The 21,135-nt window shown below is 48.0% G+C and carries 14 protein-coding genes and 8 pseudogenes; 11 read left to right on the top strand and 11 right to left on the bottom strand.

Annotated elements, in window-relative coordinates; genetic code table 11:
- Positions 1 to 34 precede the first annotated feature (34 nt).
- Positions 35 to 1,114, top strand: coding sequence for a hypothetical protein (locus tag MKFW12EY_RS07225; RefSeq protein WP_157199487.1), 1,080 nt, complete (start codon positions 35 to 37; stop codon positions 1,112 to 1,114).
- A 598-nt stretch (positions 1,115 to 1,712) separates the two neighbouring features.
- Here the strand turns inward: MKFW12EY_RS07225 and MKFW12EY_RS07220 are convergent.
- Both MKFW12EY_RS07220 and tnpA read right to left on the bottom strand, forming a co-directional pair.
- Entirely contained in the window at positions 1,713 to 2,744 is a 1,032-nt protein-coding gene (locus tag MKFW12EY_RS07220) for an IS5 family transposase (protein ID WP_245006458.1), read from the bottom strand.
- Positions 2,745 to 2,837: 93 nt separating this feature from the next.
- Positions 2,838 to 3,173, bottom strand: a pseudogene (tnpA, locus tag MKFW12EY_RS07215) (IS200/IS605 family transposase); the annotation flags it as partial.
- 67 nt (positions 3,174 to 3,240) lie between these two features.
- On the opposite strand from tnpA, the gene MKFW12EY_RS07210 reads away from it, so the two are divergent.
- From MKFW12EY_RS07210 to MKFW12EY_RS23265, 5 genes are read left to right on the top strand one after another with little or no spacing between them, the layout of a single operon-like run.
- Entirely contained in the window at positions 3,241 to 3,555 is a 315-nt protein-coding gene (locus MKFW12EY_RS07210) for a transposase (RefSeq protein WP_054763691.1), read from the top strand.
- 59 nt (positions 3,556 to 3,614) lie between these two features.
- Positions 3,615 to 3,884, top strand: a complete 270-nt coding sequence (locus MKFW12EY_RS07205) for an IS3 family transposase (protein ID WP_082410018.1) — start codon at positions 3,615 to 3,617, stop codon at positions 3,882 to 3,884.
- A gap of 54 nt (positions 3,885 to 3,938) precedes the next feature.
- Positions 3,939 to 4,199, top strand: coding sequence for a DDE-type integrase/transposase/recombinase (locus tag MKFW12EY_RS07200; RefSeq protein ID WP_221054260.1), 261 nt, complete (start codon positions 3,939 to 3,941; stop codon positions 4,197 to 4,199).
- Positions 4,136 to 4,276 carry a hypothetical protein gene (locus tag MKFW12EY_RS23270; RefSeq protein ID WP_425334038.1) on the top strand — a complete coding sequence of 47 codons (141 nt, stop codon included), beginning with the start codon at positions 4,136 to 4,138 and terminating at the stop codon, positions 4,274 to 4,276. The genes MKFW12EY_RS07200 and MKFW12EY_RS23270 overlap by 64 nt, the downstream gene beginning before the upstream one ends.
- Positions 4,273 to 4,437 carry an IS3 family transposase gene (locus MKFW12EY_RS23265; protein ID WP_221054259.1) on the top strand — a complete coding sequence of 55 codons (165 nt, stop codon included), beginning with the start codon at positions 4,273 to 4,275 and terminating at the stop codon, positions 4,435 to 4,437. The genes MKFW12EY_RS23270 and MKFW12EY_RS23265 overlap by 4 nt, the downstream gene beginning before the upstream one ends.
- Positions 4,438 to 4,473: 36 nt before the next feature.
- Here MKFW12EY_RS23265 and MKFW12EY_RS07190 read toward each other — a convergent pair.
- From MKFW12EY_RS07190 to MKFW12EY_RS07175, 4 genes and pseudogenes are all read right to left on the bottom strand, one after another.
- Positions 4,474 to 4,569, bottom strand: a pseudogene (locus tag MKFW12EY_RS07190) (IS200/IS605 family transposase); the annotation flags it as partial.
- A gap of 64 nt (positions 4,570 to 4,633) precedes the next feature.
- The gene (prsT, locus tag MKFW12EY_RS07185; protein ID WP_221054258.1) at positions 4,634 to 6,280 is read right to left on the bottom strand and encodes an XrtA/PEP-CTERM system TPR-repeat protein PrsT; all 1,647 of its coding nucleotides are present in this window, start codon (positions 6,278 to 6,280) and stop codon (positions 4,634 to 4,636) included.
- A 544-nt stretch (positions 6,281 to 6,824) separates the two neighbouring features.
- Positions 6,825 to 7,919, bottom strand: a pseudogene (locus MKFW12EY_RS07180) (IS3 family transposase).
- Positions 7,920 to 8,604: 685 nt separating this feature from the next.
- Positions 8,605 to 9,371 (bottom strand): annotated as a pseudogene (locus MKFW12EY_RS07175) (IS5 family transposase).
- 49 nt (positions 9,372 to 9,420) lie between these two features.
- Here MKFW12EY_RS07175 and MKFW12EY_RS07170 point away from each other — a divergent pair.
- From MKFW12EY_RS07170 to MKFW12EY_RS07160, 3 genes are all read left to right on the top strand, one after another.
- Positions 9,421 to 10,452, top strand: coding sequence for an IS5 family transposase (locus tag MKFW12EY_RS07170; protein WP_245006458.1), 1,032 nt, complete (start codon positions 9,421 to 9,423; stop codon positions 10,450 to 10,452).
- Between the two features lie 485 nt (positions 10,453 to 10,937).
- Entirely contained in the window at positions 10,938 to 11,927 is a 990-nt protein-coding gene (locus tag MKFW12EY_RS07165) for a PEP-CTERM sorting domain-containing protein (protein ID WP_221054257.1), read from the top strand.
- 881 nt (positions 11,928 to 12,808) lie between these two features.
- The gene (locus MKFW12EY_RS07160) at positions 12,809 to 13,474 is read left to right on the top strand and encodes an acyltransferase (protein WP_054763670.1); all 666 of its coding nucleotides are present in this window, start codon (positions 12,809 to 12,811) and stop codon (positions 13,472 to 13,474) included.
- A 49-nt stretch (positions 13,475 to 13,523) separates the two neighbouring features.
- On the opposite strand, the pseudogene MKFW12EY_RS07155 reads toward MKFW12EY_RS07160, so the two are convergent.
- Both MKFW12EY_RS07155 and MKFW12EY_RS07150 read right to left on the bottom strand, forming a co-directional pair.
- Positions 13,524 to 14,759: pseudogene (locus MKFW12EY_RS07155) on the bottom strand (IS256 family transposase).
- 25 nt (positions 14,760 to 14,784) lie between these two features.
- Positions 14,785 to 15,879: pseudogene (locus MKFW12EY_RS07150) on the bottom strand (IS3 family transposase).
- A gap of 70 nt (positions 15,880 to 15,949) precedes the next feature.
- On the opposite strand from MKFW12EY_RS07150, the pseudogene MKFW12EY_RS07140 reads away from it, so the two are divergent.
- Positions 15,950 to 16,724: pseudogene (locus tag MKFW12EY_RS07140) on the top strand (IS256 family transposase); the annotation flags it as partial.
- Positions 16,725 to 16,910: 186 nt separating this feature from the next.
- Here the strand turns inward: MKFW12EY_RS07140 and MKFW12EY_RS07135 are convergent.
- Together MKFW12EY_RS07135 and MKFW12EY_RS07130 are read right to left on the bottom strand one after the other, a co-directional pair.
- Positions 16,911 to 18,122, bottom strand: coding sequence for a glycosyltransferase (locus tag MKFW12EY_RS07135; RefSeq protein WP_157199668.1), 1,212 nt, complete (start codon positions 18,120 to 18,122; stop codon positions 16,911 to 16,913).
- A 1,182-nt stretch (positions 18,123 to 19,304) separates the two neighbouring features.
- Entirely contained in the window at positions 19,305 to 19,448 is a 144-nt protein-coding gene (locus MKFW12EY_RS07130; RefSeq protein WP_221054256.1) for a hypothetical protein, read from the bottom strand.
- Between the two features lie 33 nt (positions 19,449 to 19,481).
- Here MKFW12EY_RS07130 and MKFW12EY_RS23260 point away from each other — a divergent pair.
- Positions 19,482 to 19,628, top strand: a pseudogene (locus MKFW12EY_RS23260) (hypothetical protein); the annotation flags it as partial.
- A 124-nt stretch (positions 19,629 to 19,752) separates the two neighbouring features.
- On the opposite strand, the gene MKFW12EY_RS07125 reads toward MKFW12EY_RS23260, so the two are convergent.
- Positions 19,753 to 20,784, bottom strand: a complete 1,032-nt coding sequence (locus MKFW12EY_RS07125) for an IS5 family transposase (protein WP_245006457.1) — start codon at positions 20,782 to 20,784, stop codon at positions 19,753 to 19,755.
- Positions 20,785 to 21,135: the final 351 nt, after the last annotated feature.

The raw sequence follows: 21,135 nt of genomic DNA, 5'->3' as shown, positions 1-21,135 counted from the left end.
TTTGTTCTACATTGCTTATTGGCAGATAATCATAATGGAAAAAATAAAAATAGAAAAACTATTGGAAGCCGCTATATTGGCGCCATCTGGGGATAATACTCAACCTTGGCGTCTTAGTGTTGCAAACGATTATTCGGGACTGACTCTATATAATCTTCCCGACAAAGATTATTCATATTATAATTATCAACAAGTTGCATCTTATATCTCTCATGGAGCTGTAATAGAAAACATTACTATTGCAGCTCGATATTTAGGCTTATCAGCTAACGTTGAATTATTCCCAAACCCGACCAATCCTCATCAGGTTGCTAATATTTATTTCGCCGATCAAGAACAGGTTATTGATCCGCTATACGAAGCGATATTTAGCCGCTCAACTAACAGATTCAAATATCAACCAGCCAAATCTACGATTTACGATTTAAATTTATTGGCGGATTCAATAAAAACGGTACCGGAAGTTTGTAGTCATTTTGCGACATCTTCAAATATTATTAAAAAGCTGGCAATAGCTTTCATGATAAATGATAGTTTGGTTTTCGAGTGCCAGGAAATTCACGAGTTTTTGTTCAAACAAATACGCTGGAACCAAAAACAGATTGCTGAACACAGTGACGGTATGCCAGTGGATGCATTAGGTTTGCATTGGATAGAAAAACTAATGTTTCCCTTAATGCGCTTTTGGAGATTCGTTGTATTCGCCAATTATTTCGGATTATCAAAGGTGGTTGGTCTAAAGTGCTGGTACAATTTGCACGACGTCCCCATCATAGGCATGCTATGTGTCAAAAATTCCGACAGAACAGGCTTTATCCATGCTGGTAGAGCCATGCAGCTAGTTTGGTTAGAAGCCACCAGACAGGGCTTGGACTTCCAGCCAATCATAGGCTTACCTTTGCTTTTTTATCGCAGCAAACGAGAGCCGCTCAACATTTTACCCGAGAAACGCCAGAAACAAATATTACAAGCGGAAACCAATTTGAGAAACTTATTCGATATTAATTTCTCTGAGGACTTGCTTATTGGCTTTAGAATTGGAAAAGCTATAAAAAAAAGCATTAAAACACCTAGAAATATCTCGAATTTAAAAGATTACCGCTCTTTAAATTAAGTTAAGCCCTATTCAACCGACAATATTTCCGTGAAATGTAGCCGAGGCTCGGGCAATCAGGAAGTTGACCATCATAAAATCACCAGACTTATCGAGCCTGATCTGAAGCCAGGACAGGCTGCGCTTAATACATTGAAGTGGGCATTATAACCGCGAGCAACTCAATTCCCACCTGTTACCCGTTGATTACGAATTGCAGCTTAACAGGCTTTTGAAATTTGAAAATTTTTTCCTCTTTGGGTAGTAAAAATCACGGTTCCTACAAAAAGTTTACGCGTAATTCGTTGATTGTTCGTTGTCGCCGAGTGCTATTTATCGGAAAGCAGCCTTATTTTCGGAAATTTTTACACCGATTTGTATTATTCAACAACGTACTAAAGCTTTATTGGAGCAGCATAGTAAATATCCCCCGGCAAAGCCGAGGGCTTTATGTTGCGAACCGCTCAAAGCGGTAAATAGGGTCCGCTAACGCGGTCCTTTAAGGGAGCCTCTAAAAATCCACGATTAATCAGATTCGGGGCGTAAAACGCGCTCGAAAGCGGACATTTCCAAGCGGACTACCTTCAACTCGAAGCCTTTTCAGCTCCGCTGGGCGGCATCAAGACGCAGCTACCCTGCGAATAGCGCAAAAACGTCGCATGTTGTACACCAGATTCATGAAGCCAATACGCACTTCGGCGCGGGCTAGGCCAATGCAACGGATCGCCTTACCGCCCCATTGCGCCATCCAGGCAAACACGTGCTCGACCCGACAGCGGGTTTGGGATCGCGTACGATTGCCCTGTTTTTTCCGGTCGGTCAGCGGTTTGCCGCGCACCCCTTTACGGTGAATTCGGCTGCGGTAACCTTGCGCTTTAAGGCTGGCTTCCGTGGCTTCGGATCGGTACGCACTGTCGGCCCACACCGCGTGGCTGGTATTGCCGCTATCGAGCAAGCCGTTCAGGGCTTGCGAGTCGTGGACGCTGGCATCGGTGACCGTGTATTTGCGCACCAACTTGTGGGCATTATCAACGTTGACGTGGTTCTTGTACCCGTAATAGCTCTTGTCGCCTTTCTTGGTCCAGCGCGCATCGGTATCCTTCTGACTGCGTTTGGAGGCTGACCAGTCCTCGACGGTTTCGCCGGCTTTAATCCGAGCGTTTTCGTCCGGCGTATTACGCTGCACCGGCGCCTTGACGAAGCTGGCGTCAATCAGCTGACCCTTGCGGGCAATCAGGCCGGCGCGATCCAATTGCCGGTTGAATTCATTGAACAAGGTTTCGGTCAATTTCAACGCCTTGAGCGACTCGCGAAACAGCCAGAAACTGTTGCGATCCGGTGCGTGCTTGGCATCCGACAAACCAATAAAACGCTGGAAACTACGCCGGTCTTCGATTTGAAACTCCAGTTGCTCGTCGCTCAGATTGTAGAGGCTGGCGATGACCAACGCTTTGAACATCAACACCCCATCCCAAGGCTTACGCCCGGCAGACGATTTGCGGACTTTGTGACGCACTTGATCCAGCAACGGACGGAACGCTTCCCAATCCACTTGCGCGTCCAATTCCAACAACGGATTACCCAGCCGATCGATCCGACGATCACGATGTTCAAACAGGGAACCGAAAAGGTCGTCTTGTGCCACCGTCATCTCTGCTCTCCAGGTCTTTAGCTCCGACTCATTTTACTCGCCGGGCGCAATTTTTAGAGGTTCCCTTAACTTTAGCCGCCAATAGGCGGCGACTCATTGCCAAAGGTTCATTTGTTCGATTCGTTGGTGTTCCTGTTCTTGATGGCGGATATACTCCCGTATCTTCGTTTCGTCCCGGCCCACCGTCGAAACAAAATATCCTCGCGCCCAGAAATGTTGACCGACAAAGTTACGCTTCTTTTCACCATAAATACGGGCCAAGTGAATCGCACTCTTCCCTTTGATGTAGCCAATCACCTGCGACACCGCATATTTCGGCGGGATCGATATCAACACATGCACATGATCCGGCATCAAATGCCCTTCCAATATTCGGCTTTCTTTCTGGCTTGCTAGCCTTCTAAACACCTCACCCAAATGCTTGCGCAACTCTGAAATGGTCTAATAACCCCGGACACTTCTAAAGGCAGAATTTATACTGCTACTAGAGGTGACCATGAGTAACGAGAAAAAACACAATCGCCCCAAATACAGCTTGGAGTTCAAGCAAGATGCTACGAAGCTGGTTTTGGAAAAAGGCTACAGTCAACAGCAAGCGGCCGATCATCTGGGCATATCGCAAAGCGCCCTGGGACGCTGGGTACGAGCGGAACGCAAGCCTTCGGCCAACGAATCGGCGACAAAAAAGTCTTGCCAGAATCTGTCGGATCATGACGAATTGATCCGATTACGCAAGGAAAACGAACAACTGCGGATGGAGCGCGAGATACTAAAAAAGGCCGCCGTCTTCTTTGCGAAAGAAGCCGAGTAAAGTACGGATTTATTCAGGCGCAACAGAAGACGTACCCAGTGACCGTACTCTGTCGAGTCATGCAGGTGAGCACCAGTGCGTATTATGCATGGCTCAAGGCTCCTCAAGATGGCGACAACAAGCGACAAGACCAGAAGCTTGCCGAAAACGTGAGGCAGATTTTCACCGACAACAAACAGTGCTTTGGTTCGCGTCGTTTAGCCGATCGATTGCAGAAGCAAGGTTTTGCTGTCGGCCGCTTTAAAACGAGGCGGATCATGCGAGATTTAAAATTGAAGGTCCGCTATCCCAAACGCTTTAAAGTGACCACGGACAGCAACCACAATTAGGCCATATCGCCCAATCGGCTGGATCGCCAATTAAAGGTCGCCCAGCCGAATCAAGTGTGGACCACGGACATTACCTATGTCTGGACGTTACAGGGCTGGCTGTATGTCGCGGTCGTGATCGATCTATTTTCCCGCCAAGTGGTGGGCTGGGCGATTGACGACCATATGCGGACCGAGCTCTGTATCAAGGCATTACAAATGGCCTTCTACCCACAGGGCACAAGTGGCGCCGTAAACCGCCGCCTGGCTTATTGCATCATTCGGATCGTGGCAGCCAGTATGCCAGCCGGGAATACCGGCAACATCTGGCGGTGATGCGCATGGAGCAGAGCATGAGTCGCAAAGGCAATTGCTGGGATAATTCGCCGACGGAACGCTTTTTCGTAGCTTGAAGCATGAACAACTCAACTACGAAAAATTCAAAACCCAAGCGGCGGCGAAACTGAGCGTGATCGATTATTTGGCTTTTTACAATGGCCGTCGATCACACTCAACATTGGGTTATCAATCGCCGATCGAATTCGAGCGGGAATTTTCGAGAGACGCTGCCTGAACAGGTGTCCGGTTTTTGTTGACCATTACACTCCTTATACAACGTTCGGCGACGGCACTTCGGAATAAATACAACGTGATATTTGCACTCCCATTTCGAGTGGCTTAAGCTCACGCTCTCGAGTTTCCTGATAGACTCCTCTAAATGTCAAACTCCTACTATCTCCCCGGCAGAGTCGGGGGATTTCTCATTTTGGTTAATTTGTCAAGTCTTTGTAAAGCTTTTCCGCAGCTAATCTTTCACTAAACTTAGCCTCGGTTGCCAATAACATTTTCAAAATGGATGAGGCATCTTGTTTGTGCCCTCCACTCGCAGATATAAGTGCTAGATGATATTGGATATTAAAATCATTAGGCTGTATTTCCGCTGCCTTTTTACTAATTTTTAAAGCCTGTTGAAGATCTCCTTGATCCATTAGCAACATGGCTCGAGTGTCTAAAACCGCAGAACTGGTCGGAGCTAGCTCAAAGGCACGTGCCGAATATTCACGCGCCTGAATGGGGGCTTTATCCCTTAGAAACCATGCGAGATTATTTAAAGCCAGAGCGTCGTTCGGTGAGCGTTCAACAATAACTTTATAATCTTCAATTGCTGCCTCATATTTACCTAACAAGTGATTGACTTGTGCCCTCAAGCCGAGAATGGACAAATCTTGCGGATGCTTTTCGAGCCAACCGTTCAGCGTTCTGAGGCTATCTTCTCCTTTTTTCGCCTTCAGTTGAGCCATTGCTAAGCGACTTAGTAATTGAGGACTGTTGGAATCAATGTTAATCGCATTCGAATACGCGGTTATTGCGCCGGCAAAATCGTTTTGATTTTCATGCAACCATCCTTCGTGTGCCAAAACCACGGGGTTATCAGGAAATGTTCGTTTCATTTCGGCGAGAAGTTTCTTTGCTTCTTCAAGCCTTCCTTCATTTAACAGGACTCGCCCCATCAGTGAATTTGCTTGAAGATGACTTGGATCAATGCGAAGAGTCTCAGTTAGCTCGATTTTGAGTTTATCCAATTTATTGAAGCCCGCATAAGCTTGTGCTAACAAAAAGTGCGAGTTCGCGACCCCCGGATTCAAATGGATGAGTCGTCGAAAAGCCTGTTCAGTAGCTTCAAGTCGATTAAGCCTAGCGTTAGTCACACCTTTCAGAATGAGTATGTCAGGATTGTCAGCAGCAGAAGGATCAGTATCATTAAGTACTTGCAAAGCCTGATCAGGCTCGCTCAGTTGGAGCAAACTCTTCGCAATCGCCACTATTGATCGCAATGACTTCGATTTCTGCTGCCCCGCTTTAGTAAGCCATTGTATAGCTCGATTTCTGTCCCCAGCTTTGATTTCCAAGCCAGCCAGAAGAATCATTGTGTCGAGATGTTTTGGATTCTTATTAATCACCTGTTCATAATAAGACCTTGCTTGGCTAATATCGTTTTTATTTAGCGCAAGAGCGGCTAGCGCCCCCGAAGCCGAAGGATCTCCTGGTGAGGATTCCAGAACCGCTTCGAATTGCTGACGAGCCTGCTCATGATTCCCATTCCCCATGTAAGCCATTCCCAATAAATTTCGGGGGAGCATGCGTGTAGGGTATTTTGATTTGAGCTTTTCCGCTTCCTCTATTGCCTTGTCGAATTTCTTTTCGTTGAGTAATTTAAGTACAGCGTCAAATTCCGCGGGCGAATTTTTTGTGTTGCGAGCAAACGAACTCGCCAAGTCAGAGGTAGGAACCTGAGAATTTCCTCGAGAATCCTGGATATCAATTTCCTTATCTAAAAAGGCAGACCCAGCTTGAAATGATAATAACGCGGCCACGACACCGGTCATGGATGCATATTTATGAAGGATTGTCAGCATGAAAAAATCACTCCCGGGTAAAGGTTATCAAAAAAACAGCACAAAATTTGGACCAATACCTTCTGTTCTGGAAATACAAGATATCCTCAGGCCCGCAGGATAGTCATTTAACGCGGACTTGGCAACCCATCACTATTATCCTGATGTGGCGCCTTTCCGCTTCAAACTGGAATGCGGTCACTCCTGGCTGCTCCACTCGAAATAATCCAGGATTTAAGTGCGGGCTTGACCGATGGAATCGTAGAGACGCGCTAAACCCGCTCGTGCTTTATCGATCGCCATAGCCGCTCGACAACGACATTATCCCGCCAGACAAACCGACCGCCCATGCTTAAGCTTTTCAGCGCATGGACAAACGCCTCGGCGGCAAACTGACCACCCTCGTCAGTATTGACGATGTTCGGCCCGCCTAAAGTGTGAATGCTTACCCCAACACGCTCAAGACGTGGCACGCTTCCAGCTTAATCACGAGCTTTGCGGCCAGGACCTTGCGGCTAGCTCAATCGGTAATCCCCCCATTTTTAGTTGATCCTAAAAGTAGAGGTTAAGCGGCAAGAGCCAATTTTTGTTTGGGTGTTATACCGCCGATGGCCATGTTAGGGCGTTCATGATTGTAGGTCCATAACCAGCGTTCAGCAAAATCTTGAACCTGCCCGATCGATTCAAATAGGTATTGGACGAGCCATTCGTAGCGCACGGTTCGGTTATAGCGCTCCACATAGGCATTCTGTTGAGGGTTCCCCGGTTGGATATAGTCGATCCGAACACCGTGTCGTTCAGCCCAAGATTTTAACGTTTCGCTGATGTATTCCGGTCCATTATCACAGCGAATGACACTGGGTTTTCCCCGCCATTTATGCCCTATGGGTACTCGATGATGCGATCCAAGGTTCGGGTGACCCGCAGGCCCGGTAAGGAGAAATCCACTTCAATCCCTAAGCATTCCCGATTAAAGTCATCAATGACGTTGAAGCCCTTCCGTCAGCCAGTTGATCATACATGAAATCCATCGACCACACGGCATGGATGTGATCCGAGACCGTCAAGGGTTGTGGGGTTTCCCGTACCAAACGCTTCTTGGCCTTGATGCGCAGGTTGAGCTCCAGTTCCCGGTAAATCCGATAGACCCGCTTGCGATTCCAGCGAAAGCCTTTCACGTTGCGCAAATATAAAAAACATAATCCAAATCCCCAGGTACGGTGCGTGGCGGTCAGGCGTCGCAGCCAGTCGGCAATTTCGGCGTTTTCGGTCGAGAGCTTTAACTGATAGCGATAACCGCTTGGGCTGATGCCCAAGGCCAAACAGACCAGTCGTACACTGGCCCGCTTGGCCTTGAGCAGGTTCTGCGCCATCTCGCGTCGGCAAGATGGCGTTAGGCCTTTTTTTCCAGCGCCTCCCTGATGATTTCGGCTTTCAGCCGTTCTTCGACATACAGTTTCTTCAGCCGCCGGTTTTCGTCTTCCAGTTCTTTCAGGCGAACCATCAAGGACGCATCCATACCGCCATATTTGGAACGCCATTTGTAAAACGTAGCTGAACTAATGCCGTGTTCACGGCAGATCTCCGGCACCGGTGCACCGGCTTCGGCTTGTTTCAAAATCGCCAGAATCTGGCTGCCTCTAAATCTTGAGGTCTTCATGTAAAACTTCCTCCGTCTGTTACGAGAAAATTCTACTTTTACAGGGTGCTCTTTTCAGGGGGGATTACCAATCGACCACTGCGGTTAAATACGCAATACCCTGGACCATCGGTATAGGTAGTATCCAGAGCCCAAACCTGATTGGCGCGATAATGGCCATGCCGCGCAGCAAGTAAAAATGGATTCGTAGCCTGGTATCTTTTGCTGATATTGAGCTTGCAGCACACCACCTCAATGTCCACACGCAGCTTCAACGTTTTCGCGTACTTTCGCCCCATCGGGACGCCCGACAGGTTCAACTGATCACGCAATTGACTAGGGCTACGAACGGGCACCCCAAGCGCAGCTCGTCGAGTCGGCACATGGCGTCCAAATTCACTGGCAGCGCGGGTTTGGGCAGGCAATACACACTACCATGACTAATGCCCAATAGCTGGGCCTGACCACCCAAGCGTCAACTCCGATTGACGGTCGATCATCGCTCTGCGATCAGCCATCCCACCTTGGTGAGCGCGCCGACTAAAAAATCGTTCTCCAGTTATGCACCCTTGCTGACATCCAAAAATAGCAGGCCTTTCACTTACTGCTCTTTTAGAATGTAATGTCATAATGCATTAAATTTTAAAGGATTGATATTAAATGTTTTTTAATTTTATCAAAAGTGACATTACTTATAAGAGCCTATTTACGATCTTTTCAGTAAAAGCGCCAAAAATGCCAAATGGACGAGCTGCAGACTGGTATTCAGCTTGCGCTCGCAGTTTTTCCAAAGTCTCCGGCATTTTTCCAGCCAGGCAAAGGATCGTTCTACGATCCAGCGTTGCGGAATCACCTCAACGGTATGCAATTCGTTGCGCTTGGCCACTTGAACCGTTGCTCCAAGCTGTTCACGGACGGCTGTTGCAAAGGGTTGGCCTGAATAACCGCCATCGACCAGCACATTGCTAACCTGCGTCAGGTTGGCGACGCAACGCGCGATGGCTTTCAGCGCCCCCGCACGGTCGGTGACCTCGGCCGTAGTAACCTCGATTGCATGCGGCAACCCCAACATGTCGACGCCGATATGGCGCTTGATGCCGGACACCTTTTTGCCCGCGTCATAGCCTTTTTGTTCCGCACTATCGGTGTTCTTCAAACTCTGCGCGTCGACGATGATGAAGCGCGTCGAGGCGTTCCGCCCCTGCTTGCGTCGAACCTCCGCCAACCTGGTTTTTTTAAAGCCTGCTCCAATACGCTGATGCCGTCCTGGGCAGGCTCTCGCCATGTCTCAAAATAGGCATACACCGTTCGCTATTTGGGAAAATCGCTCGGCAGCATTTGCCATTGGCAACCGCTTTTCAATAAGTACAGGATGCCGCAAAACACTTCGTATAAATCCACTGTCCGTGGCTTGGTTCGCTTCCGCACACCTTCCAGCAGCGGCCTGACTGTCTCAAGGGAACCTCTAAAAATTGCGCCCGGCGAGTAAAATGAGTCGGAGCTAAAGACCTGGAGAGCAGAGATGACGGTGGCACAAGACGACCTTTTCGGTTCCCTGTTTGAACATCGTGATCGTCGGATCGATCGGCTGGGTAATCCGTTGTTGGAATTGGACGCGCAAGTGGATTGGGAAGCGTTCCGTCCGTTGCTGGATCAAGTGCGTCACAAAGTCCGCAAATCGTCTGCCGGGCGTAAGCCTTGGGATGGGGTGTTGATGTTCAAAGCGTTGGTCATCGCCAGCCTCTACAATCTGAGCGACGAGCAACTGGAGTTTCAAATCGAAGACCGGCGTAGTTTCCAGCGTTTTATTGGTTTGTCGGATGCCAAGCACGCACCGGATCGCAACAGTTTCTGGCTGTTTCGCGAGTCGCTCAAGGCGTTGAAATTGACCGAAACCTTGTTCAATGAATTCAACCGGCAATTGGATCGCGCCGGCCTGATTGCCCGCAAGGGTCAGCTGATTGACGCCAGCTTCGTCAAGGCGCCGGTGCAGCGTAATACGCCGGACGAAAACGCTCGGATTAAAGCCGGCGAAACCGTCGAGGACTGGTCAGCCTCCAAACGCAGTCAGAAGGATACCGATGCGCGCTGGACCAAGAAAGGCGACAAGAGCTATTACGGGTACAAGAACCACGTCAACGTTGATAATGCCCACAAGTTGGTGCGCAAATACACGGTCACCGATGCCAGCGTCCACGACTCGCAAGCCCTGAACGGCTTGCTCGATAGCGGCAATACCAGCCACGCGGTGTGGGCCGACAGTGCGTACCGATCCGAAGCCACGGAAGCCAGCCTTAAAGCGCAAGGTTACCGCAGCCGAATTCACCGTAAAGGGGTGCGCGGCAAACCGCTGACCGACCGGAAAAAACAGGGCAATCGTACGCGATCCCAAACCCGCTGTCGGGTCGAGCACGTGTTTGCCTGGATGGCGCAATGGGGCGGTAAGGCGATCCGTTGCATTGGCCTAGCCCGCGCCGAAGTGCGTATTGGCTTCATGAATCTGGTGTACAACATGCGACGTTTTTGCGCTATTCGCAGGGTAGCTGCGTCTTGATGCCGCCCAGCGGAGCTGAAAAGGCTTCGAGTTGAAGGTAGTCCGCTTGGAAATGTCCGCTTTCGAGCGCGTTTTACGCCCCGAATCTGATTAATCGTGGATTTTTAGAGGCCCCCTTAAATTGTTCTCAACTGATGTCACCGGGATATTCTTTTCTCATCCCTTTATTATCGATACTATTCAAAGATTAGGAACAGGTTCTAAGAACAGTAACAACTGTTCAATTTTTGGGACCGTTTCCGTTGAGCTGCGGACATTCCTGGGGCCGATAAGTGAATTTATTTACGACAATAGAATGCATACCGACACCCAAAAACCTGTCAGATATTTATACACTTTACCTCGCTTTCAGAATTGATCATTAGCGTGAAAGCTAAAAAAATTTCATATAATACAACATGTTGTCACATAAATTATGATTATGGCATGGTAAATGCTTTTATTTCATTGCACAACTCTTTTGTATTTTCTCTTGGAGTAATAAAATGAACAAAATACTACTCAATGGCCTTGTTGCCGCCACCATGGCGTACGGGGTAAATGCCAATGCGTCCGACGCCGTATCCATCAACGATACAAATCTAGGAGCCATTAGCGTTTCATCTTTCGATTGGACTCCCGGCTCTGCATTAGCGGTCGGCGCAGTACCTGTAGCGGCCGCCCCTGGCTCCACAACATTTAATCTCTATACCCAAGCAAGCTTGGGAAACTTTATCGGCGCCAACAGCTTACCAATCCTTGGCACAGGGCTTAACTCATCTTACGAACTTACCTTTCAAGCGGGATTCACCGAGGTAGGATCGACCACCGCTGGCGGGGCCGTCGCCAATTTCGGATTGGCGCCAACCCAAACCGTCAATTTTTTTAACATTTATTACGACACAAATATGAATGCCAACGCGTTAGCCGGCACCGGCTATGGCGATGGCGATTTGGTGCTGTCGGCGATTGTAACCGGAAATAGCACTGTGTTTGCCGTCATAAATCCAGCACCAACGGCATTGGATCAATTCGGGACTAACGATTATCCTGGGTATTACAGCATCACTGGAACAGGTGGCGGCTCTTTATCTGCAGACGTTACTGGCCTAAACCAAGCCCGTAACTTTTTCAACAATGCTACATTAGCTTCTTTGATTGTCGAATTGGCTTTCAATACATCCAATGTTCTTCCATTTCAACAAGTTGACCCTTCTGGATCCGTAGTTGACAAGGCAATCGCACTATCATTGTTCACAGCTACCGATTGTGATGCTGCTGGAATTGGAGCTTCAGGTCAGCTTGCAGGTGGCGGTTGCTATATAAACGGTTTAGCTAACCCAGGAACAACTGATCAATCGGACTTCTTATTTCAAGCAGACGCTAATCAATCATTCACAGTAAGAACAACTGTCCCGGAACCGGGTAGCCTTGTTTTGTTGGGCGGCGGTCTGCTTGCTGCCGGAGCGAGCAGAAAACAAAGAAAAGCAATTTAATTTCAGTCCGAATCGGCCGGCAAAAGGAGGAATTTTTCCTCCTTTTGCTTTTCGGCACAAAGGTGTTCTCAGCCGAAAATCGGAAATAGGCGGATGATCGGGCGATATAAACCGATCTAGTACGGACCAAGACTGGCCATATGTTATCGACATTATTGATCTACTTGATCTAAGAGGCCCATACTAGTCAATTGCCGAGCCTACTACAATCGGTATCGGCGCGATGGCCAAATTCATCTCAGCCATAAAACTCCACTGGTCCGAATTTCTGAATGTCAATACTGTTATACACTTAAGCAAGTTCAATTGCCGGGCAGCCCGAGCATCAAAAAACAATTCTTCCTTACTATTTATGCCGAGAGCTTATTTCATTAATTCAAAGCCGGGGCGATTCATAGTGAGAAACTTGATAGTCGCGAAGCCGTGAGGTAAACAGTGTTTGAATATATCGAAACGAATTTTAACAGGCCGCTAAAATTTGAAAATGTTTTACACCTTGGGTAGTAAAAAGCACAGTTCCTACAAAAAGCGTACGCGTAAGTCTCTGGTCGCCCATTTTCACCGAGTGACTTTATAGGAAAGCAGCCATGTTTTCGAACATTTCCCACCGATTTATATTTTTAAACAACCTGTTAGCGTCTTTACGCTAGGCTTGACCCATAGCTTTTATAACGCAGTCGGACTAGTTAATAGGGTAGTAAAAACCATATCCTGACCGCTAATTTAACAGGAAAATAGCTTTTTAGTGCCATCTTTTTATTTAACCTCTAGATACAGACTGAATTGGTCTAAAAAAAGTTTTTCGCCAACCTGTTAATCACCTCCGCTTCTTGACGTATCCAGTTTTAATGGCAAGAACCACAAGTTCTACGGTAGCTTCTATGCGACAAATTAACGGCTTACAAATTCTTATTTTTTTTCTTCTACTAGCCACTGGAATTTTGCTAACAAGTCTTGGCGTCTGGCTTCTGATTAGGCAGGGTATTCACGATACTTTTCTCTTAACCGGCCTATTTATTGGCCTGTTTTATTTGGCAATGATCGGAATTTTTAGGATTTTTCAATATTTCGCGCCTTTAACACGCGGTGAAATTTGCGAAAACTCCATAGATGAGTTTATTTACCATGTATATATTTTGTTTTTTTTACTAATATTTTATCCGGTCATGCGAAGTGGCATTATTCCTGTCCCTTTTATGCGACTATTTTATAAGGCGCTGGGAGCGAAAATGGGGAAAAACAGCTACGCATCAGGTATTATTTTCGATCCTCAATTTGTCCAGATGGGTGATAATTGCCTGATAGGACAAAATGCGTTGCTGGTACCACATAACTTGGAAGGAAAATCGATTGGTCATGATTTTATTACTCTAGGAAATCATGTAACGGTAGGCGCAAATGCTGTTGTAATGAGCGGCGTTAATATTGAAGATTACGGCGTAGTTGCAGTATCAGCTGTTGTAAAGCGCGGCACTTTGATCAAGAAAGGCGAGATCTGGGGAGGCGTTCCAGCAGTTTGCATCAGGCGGGCTGATTTCAATAGGTAGTCGACTAAATTTTGAGATTGTCCTGAATTTTGTGTAAACGGGGTTTGGGTTAGCGGTTAGACATCCGGTCTTCAAATTGAATACTAAACCGATTTAAAGCCGCTTTCCAGTCATGCAATGGCATGGTCCATTTTTTACTGATATTCATCAGTGCCAGATAAAACAGCTTCGATAAAGCCTCGTCATTGGGGAATGAGCCACGATTTTTGGTGATTTTTCTCAGGCTCATATTGACCGACTCGATGGCATTGGTACCCAAAGGGCATAAATGGTGTAGATAATCCGGCGTATTTCCGGTGGATAATCAAAGAAGGGAATGATCCGCTCCCAGTTCCGCCGCCATATCTGGGCAACCGGTGGGTAATCGCCGCTCCATTGCGCCTCGAACTCAGCCAGGCGTTGCTCAGCCTCTGCCACGGTAGCCGATTGATAAATCCGCTTGAGGTCAGCGGCGATCTGTTTGCGCATTTTCCAACTGACATAGTTCAGGCTGTTACGCACCAGATGGACGATGCAAAGCTGAACGGAGGCTTGCGGATAAACGGTTTCGATGGCTTCCGGAAAACCTTTCAGACCATCGACACAGGCGATGAAAATGTCCTGCACGCCACGATTTTTCAGTTCGGTGACCGCCTTGCAACCAGAATTTGGCGCCTTCGGTTTGGGCGATCCACAGCCCCAGGACTTCCTTCTCGCCATTCAGGTTGACGCCAATCGCCAGATAGACAGCCTTGACCCGCACGGCGCCGGTATCGCGCACTTTGACATGGATACAGTCGAGATAGACAATCGGATAAATCGGTTCCAGCGGCCGTGATTGTCAGGCAATGACTTCATCGGCGACCGCATCGGTGACCGAGGAAATCAACGAAGGCGACACCTCGGCGCCATACAACTCTTCCAGATGACTCTGGATTTCCCGCACCGTCATACCTCGGGCATACAGCGAAATGATCTTGTCGTCGAAACCTGGCCAGCGTGTCTGATGTTTAGCGACGATTTGCGGCTCGAAGCTACCATGGCGATCACGCGGAATCTCGATGGGCAGTTCGCCAAAATCACCTTTGAGATTTTTTCGGCTTTTGCCATTGCGCGCATTGCCACTGGGATTTGTGACAGGTTCATGCTTGGCATGGCCCAGATGTTCGGTCAGTTCAGCTTACAGTGCACGTTCGACCAGTGCCTTGGTTAATTGCTTCAACAGGCCGTTTTCGCCAATCAGGTCTTCGGGTTTTTGATAGCCCGATAGTAAGGTATCAAGCAGTTCTGCAGGTAATCCCCCCATTTTTAGTTGATCCTAAAAGTAGAGGTTAAGCGGCAAGAGCCAATTTTTGTTTGGGTGTTATACCGCCGATGGCCATGTTAGGGCGTTCATGATTGTAGGTCCATAACCAGCGTTCAGCAAAATCTTGAACCTGCCCGATCGATTCAAATAGGTATTGGACGAGCCATTCGTAGCGCACGGTTCGGTTATAGCGCTCCACATAGGCATTCTGTTGAGGGTTCCCCGGTTGGATATAGTCGATCCGAACACCGTGTCGTTCAGCCCAAGATTTTAACGTTTCGCTGATGTATTCCGGTCCATTATCACAGCGAATGACACTGGGTTTTCCCCGCCATTTATGCCCTATGGGTACTCGATGATGCGATCCAAGGTTCGGGTGACCCGCAGGCCCGGTAAGGAGAAATCCACTTCAATCCCTAAGCATTCCCGATTAAAGTCATCAATGACGTTGAAGCCCTTCCGTCAGCCAGTTGATCATACATGAAATCCATCGACCACACGGCATGGATGTGATCCGAGACCGTCAAGGGTTGTGGGGTTTCCCGTACCAAACGCTTCTTGGCCTTGATGCGCAGGTTGAGCTCCAGTTCCCGGTAAATCCGATAGACCCGCTTGCGATTCCAGCGAAAGCCTTTCACGTTGCGCAAATATAAAAAACATAATCCAAATCCCCAGGTACGGTGCGTGGCGGTCAGGCGTCGCAGCCAGTCGGCAATTTCGGCGTTTTCGGTCGAGAGCTTTAACTGATAGCGATAACCGCTTGGGCTGATGCCCAAGGCCAAACAGACCAGTCGTACACTGGCCCGCTTGGCCTTGAGCAGGTTCTGCGCCATCTCGCGTCGGCAAGATGGCGTTAGGCCTTTTTTTCCAGCGCCTCCCTGATGATTTCGGCTTTCAGCCGTTCTTCGACATACAGTTTCTTCAGCCGCCGGTTTTCGTCTTCCAGTTCTTTCAGGCGAACCATCAAGGACGCATCCATACCGCCATATTTGGAACGCCATTTGTAAAACGTAGCTGAACTAATGCCGTGTTCACGGCAGATCTCCGGCACCGGTGCACCGGCTTCGGCTTGTTTCAAAATCGCCAGAATCTGGCTGCCTCTAAATCTTGAGGTCTTCATGTAAAACTTCCTCCGTCTGTTACGAGAAAATTCTACTTTTACAGGGTGCTCTTTTCAGGGGGGATTACCGGCCGACGGCATTTATTCAGCCCTGCGTGGCGAGGATGATCGGCTGTGTTTATTGGTCATCATCGGTGTCAACGAACAGGGTGAAAAGCGCTTGCTGGCTTTATCGGATGGTTATCGGGAATCGAAAGCCTCTTGGTTGAGTGTGCTGCAAGATCTGCAAACCCGCGGCCTACGGGAGACGCTGAAACTGGCCACCGGAGACGGCGCATTAGGATTTTGTACCCAAGGGCATAAAGGCGGCACTCGATGAAGCCTGGCCGGCCATACAACACCAACGCTGCCGGGTACATAAAACGGCGAATGTGCTGACGGCATTACCGGATTCCATCCAGGGAAAAGCCAAGGCAGGCTTGAAGGAAATCTGGATGGCGGAAACCAAAGTTCAGGCGAGCAAAGCCTTTGACAGCGTCCGGCGTGACTTTGACGCCAAATACCCGAAAGCAGTCAATATTCTGGAAAAAGACCGTGAATCGCTACTGGCGTTTTACGACTTTCCCGCCGAACACTGGGTACACATCCGTACCACCAATCCGATCGAATCGAACTTTGCGACCATTCGCCATCGGACGACGCGGACCAAGAACTGTGTATCCCGTAATACGCTACTGGGCCTGGTGTTTCAATTGGCGCTGACCGCCGAAAAAAGTTGGCGCAAGATACGCGGATTTAAACGATTGCCGGATGTGATTGAGGGCATCCGTTTTCAGGACGGTATTGCTGTCATCGTGGAACCGGAGAAAACAGAAGCCCCCTCCCCCCCGCAGATGGCCGCCTAATTCAAATCAGCCATACACCAGATTTGACTATTTCTCCCGATCAATAGCCAATAGCCGTTTTTGACTTTTATTCATGTATTTTATAATCTGCTTCACGAATTTTAAGCGTTATCTTTAATGAGCATCTTATTAATTCGCCATTGCGCAGTTAAATCTCAATTAAGTCAACAACTTGCGACTCTGTTTTTATTGAAAAACTGAATTAATCAGAGGCTCCTTAACACCCTCGTTTATTATATTTTCAATTTTCTCTATTGAGAATAAACTACTTTCATCAATCCAACTACTTTGATTTGCGATTTTCAACGATTCATTAATGGCATTTTCTAATGCGGTAGCATTCAATTTACCAGAACGAATAAGCATGCCTTTGCCAGTTTTTTGTGTAATTGTCATCATAAGATATTGATCAAGATTAGCTGGGATGCCAATTACTGCCTTTTCTTTGATTAAACTCTGATAAACCATAGGGCTTCCGCCGTTACAGATAACAATGTTGGCTTTTTCGACAACTTCTTCCGCCGGAAGAAAATCTGACACGAAAACATTAGGGTAACCATCGCAAGAAAAACTTTTACTTGCTGTTGCGCAAATGGTGGTTACCGGCATTCTACTGGTTGTTTGTAAAATTAAAGGTAGCAGTTTTTTATCGCCGGAACTCCCTAAGCTAACAAAAATAATCGGTCTATCGTCAGGTATCAAAGCCCACCAGTCTGGCAAAGGGACTTGGACAGACCATAAAACAGGCCCTATAAACATGTGATTTTTCGGTAATGGGTGCATAGGTACGAGCGATTCGATGTCTGAATAAAGTGTGTAATCAGCGTGCGTGTAGGCATCACGCATATCGCAGCAAAATGGTTGCAACCCATATTTTATGCAAGTTATATTTAGCGCAAGAGAGTGGCACTTAAAGACAGCGGGCCTTACTATGTCAAATAATAGCTGCGCAAAATTAACACCAAAAAATCTCGTCAACAGTAATTCTGGAACAGGATAAGAAATATTTGCATATGGACTCCAATAAGCATTTGTAATCGTCGCATATGGAATTTTTGTTAATTTGCTACTAATTGCCAATGAAAGTCTAAAATCTCCGAAAATAAAGTCAGGATGAAATTGATTAATAATGCCTACATCTTCGTCTACATATTTACTTAGAGTTTCAACATCATATACTGGCATGCCCGTGGCTAATCTTTTGGCGAAAAATTCGCTTGAAACAGAATAAAGAGGAATTCTCTGGCACGATGTTTCACCGACAACCTTATCAAATCTGGCATCGCTGGCTAGGCCTATATAATATTTCCCTTGTTCATGGAGCTTGTTGGCGATTGAAATACATCTAGCAACATGAGCCAATGTTACCGCCTCAGCAAAAAAAAGTATTCGAATCAAACCTGGCTCCTTATTTATTAAAATTGCAAAGCAAGCTTAGCATAATTTATTTACATTATTTTATCAATAAACAGTAAACTTGCTTACAAAAAGCTATCTACACCATCTTATCCAAATTAAAATAATTGCCCTTTTAAAATTTTGTAATTCGAGTTTTCAACACCTACAAGACAAATGCCTCCAAAGCCCATTAGCAGCGTGGTGAAAAACCATATTCTGGGCACTAATTTCGCGGGGAGAACGCTTTGTTTTGTGGTAAATAATTTACCGGCACCAAAATATAATCTCAAAAAAGAGCACTAAGTAAACACAGGCAACCATTTTAAAAACATGAGCTACGCTAATGACATTGATACGCAACCTTAACTTGCCATGTTGCCACCGTTTGAATTGTCGGAGTCAGAATCAATTACACTCCACGAGTTAGCTGAGCATCATCCTTATCCCGACTACCGTCGTCGTGCACTTGGGTTACTAGCCCTTAATAAGGGGCATTCATTTTCCACAGTAGCCGATATTCTCAGTGCTACCCTGCCGACGCCCTACAACTGGGTCAAAGCCTAGCAGGTTGGTGAAAAACTATATTCAAGCCACTAATTTAGCCAGAAGAAGCCTTTATTTAGTGCTGAATCAATCTTGCGGCACTAAATGTAGATCTGATTGGTTGCAAAAAAGAGTTTTTCACCAACCTGCTAGGCCTGATGGGGTTGCTAAACGGTCATCAAGGCGGCGCCCCGACCAAACTCACCGAAGAGTGGCTGGATACCGCTGAACGGATAGCCCGCGAACGCCGTGTACCTTGGCCAAAATCGAGCGACGCTCGCGGGAAATCCACCCCGATGTGCCGGCGGTTCCTCGAGACACTCTGGCACGGCAACTGAGGAAACGCGGCCCGTCGTTTACCCGAACTCGACTCTCGTTGAAAAAAACGCAATCCAGAACACTTCCAGGCGGCGCACGCCAACCTGAAACGCATGCCGGCCGCCACCCAAACGAACCAAGTGAGCCTGTTCTATCTGGACGAAAGCGACTTTTCGAACAGCCCTAATGAGCAAAGAGCCTGGGCACCCAAGGGTAACCCACATCGCGCTGACACCAGCTCAGGCCTACAGCGTATCAATGTCATCGGCGGCCTGGAGTTTTCCACCGGTCGCCTCTGGTATGACTTGAATAACCAATCTATCAAAACGCGCTCATGTCACCGATTTGATTGACCGCATGGCTCAGCGCGAGCAACAGATGCCGCTGACCGTCGTCGTGCTCGATAATGCCACGATGCATCACCACTTCAACATAGCCAAATTTGATGAATGGCTGGTTGAGCACCGTTTAGTCTTGTTGCATTGACCGCCTTACAGTCCAGAACTCAATCTTATCGAAATTCTCTGGAAACACGCCAAATACCATTGGCGATGCTTCGTTACTTGGTCCAAACAACAGTTACGTGAAGAGGTTACTAAGCTGATGGACTCCGTAGGCAATCAATTTAAAATTCGTTATACGTGATTACTTAAGGGAGCCTGTAAAAATCCACGATTAATCAGATTCGGGGCGTAAAACGCGCTCGAAAGCGGACATTTCCAAGCGGACTACCTTCAACTCGAAGCCTTTTCAGCTCCGCTGGGCGGCATCAAGACGCAGCTACCCTGCGAATAGCGCAAAAACGTCGCATGTTGTACACCAGATTCATGAAGCCGATACGCACTTCGGCGCGGGCTAGGCCAATGCAACGGATCACCTTACCGCCCCATTGCGCCATCCAGGCAAGCACGTGCTCGACCCGGCAACGGGTTTGGGAGCGGGTGCGATTGCCCTGTTTTTTCCGGTCGGACAGCGGTTTGCCGCGCACCCCTTTACGGTGAATTCGGCTGCGGTAACCTTGCGCTTTAAGGCTGGCTTCCGTGGCTTCGGATCGGTACGCACTGTCGGCCCACACCGCGTGGCTGGTGTTGCCGCTATCGAGCAAGCCGTTCAGGGCTTGGGAGTCGTGGACGCTGGCATCGGTGACCGTGTATTTGCGCACTAACTTGTGGGCATTATCAACGTTGACGTGATTCTTGTACCCGTAATAGCTCTTGTCGCCTTTCTTGGTCCAGCGCGCATCGGTATCCTTCTGACTGCGTTTGGAGGCTGACCAGTCCTCGACGGTTTCGCCGGCTTTAATCCGAGCGTTTTCGTCCGGCGTATTACGCTGCACCGGCGCCTTGACGAAGCTGGCGTCAATCAGCTGACCCTTGCGGGCAATCAGACCGGCGCGATCCAATTGCCGGTTGAATTCATTGAACAAGGTTTCGGTCAATTTCAACGCCTTGAGCGACTCGCGAAACAGCCAGAAACTGTTGCGATCCGGTGCGTGCTTGGCATCCGACAAACCAATAAAACGCTGGAAACTACGCCGGTCTTCGATTTGAAACTCCAGTTGCTCGTCGCTCAGATTGTAGAGGCTGGCGATGACCAACGCTTTGAACATCAACACACCATCCCAAGGCTTACGCCCGGCAGATGATTTACGGACTTTGTGACGCACTTGATCCAGCAACGGACGGAACGCCTCCCAATCCACTTGCGCCTCTAATTCCAACAACGGATTACCCAGCCGATCGATCCGACGATCACGATGTTCAAACAGGGAACCGAAAAGGTCGTCTTGTGCTGCCTTCATCTCTGCTCTCCAAAAGTCTTTAGCTCCGACTCATTTTACTCGCCGGGCGCAATTTTTAGAGGTTCCCTTAAATAAAGCCATTTCCCTATTAAATTACAGACCGGTATATGGCTTTTCACCACTCTGTTAGCCGGAGCATAAACGGGGACTAGCTGAAAAGCTTCTTTCTATTTGCGGTAAAACGCATAGAACACCAGTCAATCGGAGAGTCGCTATTTTTTGCCGAAAGATTTTTTCGGGCCTCCTGCTAGAAAAAATCGACAAAAATTACGCGACGGCTTATGACTTTGGCGACCCCGATCTCGTCCGCTTCGCCCCGTTTCGACCCAGCAAGGGGACCGAAACATCCGC

The organism is Methylomonas koyamae (assembly GCF_019669905.1).
GTDB lineage: Bacteria > Pseudomonadota > Gammaproteobacteria > Methylococcales > Methylomonadaceae > Methylomonas > Methylomonas koyamae.
The sequence above is the reverse complement of the archived record's forward strand: the minus strand, read 5'-3'. Positions and strand labels throughout refer to the sequence as shown.

Coding starts and splice junctions, on each gene's coding strand:
- MKFW12EY_RS07225 (WP_157199487.1), top strand. CDS start 35: ATGGAAAAAATAAAAATAGAAAAACTATTGGAAGCCGCTATATTGGCG.
- MKFW12EY_RS07220 (WP_245006458.1), bottom strand. CDS start 2,744: ATGACGGTGGCACAAGACGACCTTTTCGGTTCCCTGTTTGAACATCGT.
- MKFW12EY_RS07210 (WP_054763691.1), top strand. CDS start 3,241: ATGAGTAACGAGAAAAAACACAATCGCCCCAAATACAGCTTGGAGTTC.
- MKFW12EY_RS07205 (WP_082410018.1), top strand. CDS start 3,615: ATGCAGGTGAGCACCAGTGCGTATTATGCATGGCTCAAGGCTCCTCAA.
- prsT (WP_221054258.1), bottom strand. CDS start 6,280: ATGCTGACAATCCTTCATAAATATGCATCCATGACCGGTGTCGTGGCC.
- MKFW12EY_RS07170 (WP_245006458.1), top strand. CDS start 9,421: ATGACGGTGGCACAAGACGACCTTTTCGGTTCCCTGTTTGAACATCGT.
- MKFW12EY_RS07165 (WP_221054257.1), top strand. CDS start 10,938: ATGAACAAAATACTACTCAATGGCCTTGTTGCCGCCACCATGGCGTAC.
- MKFW12EY_RS07160 (WP_054763670.1), top strand. CDS start 12,809: ATGCGACAAATTAACGGCTTACAAATTCTTATTTTTTTTCTTCTACTA.
- MKFW12EY_RS07125 (WP_245006457.1), bottom strand. CDS start 20,784: ATGAAGGCAGCACAAGACGACCTTTTCGGTTCCCTGTTTGAACATCGT.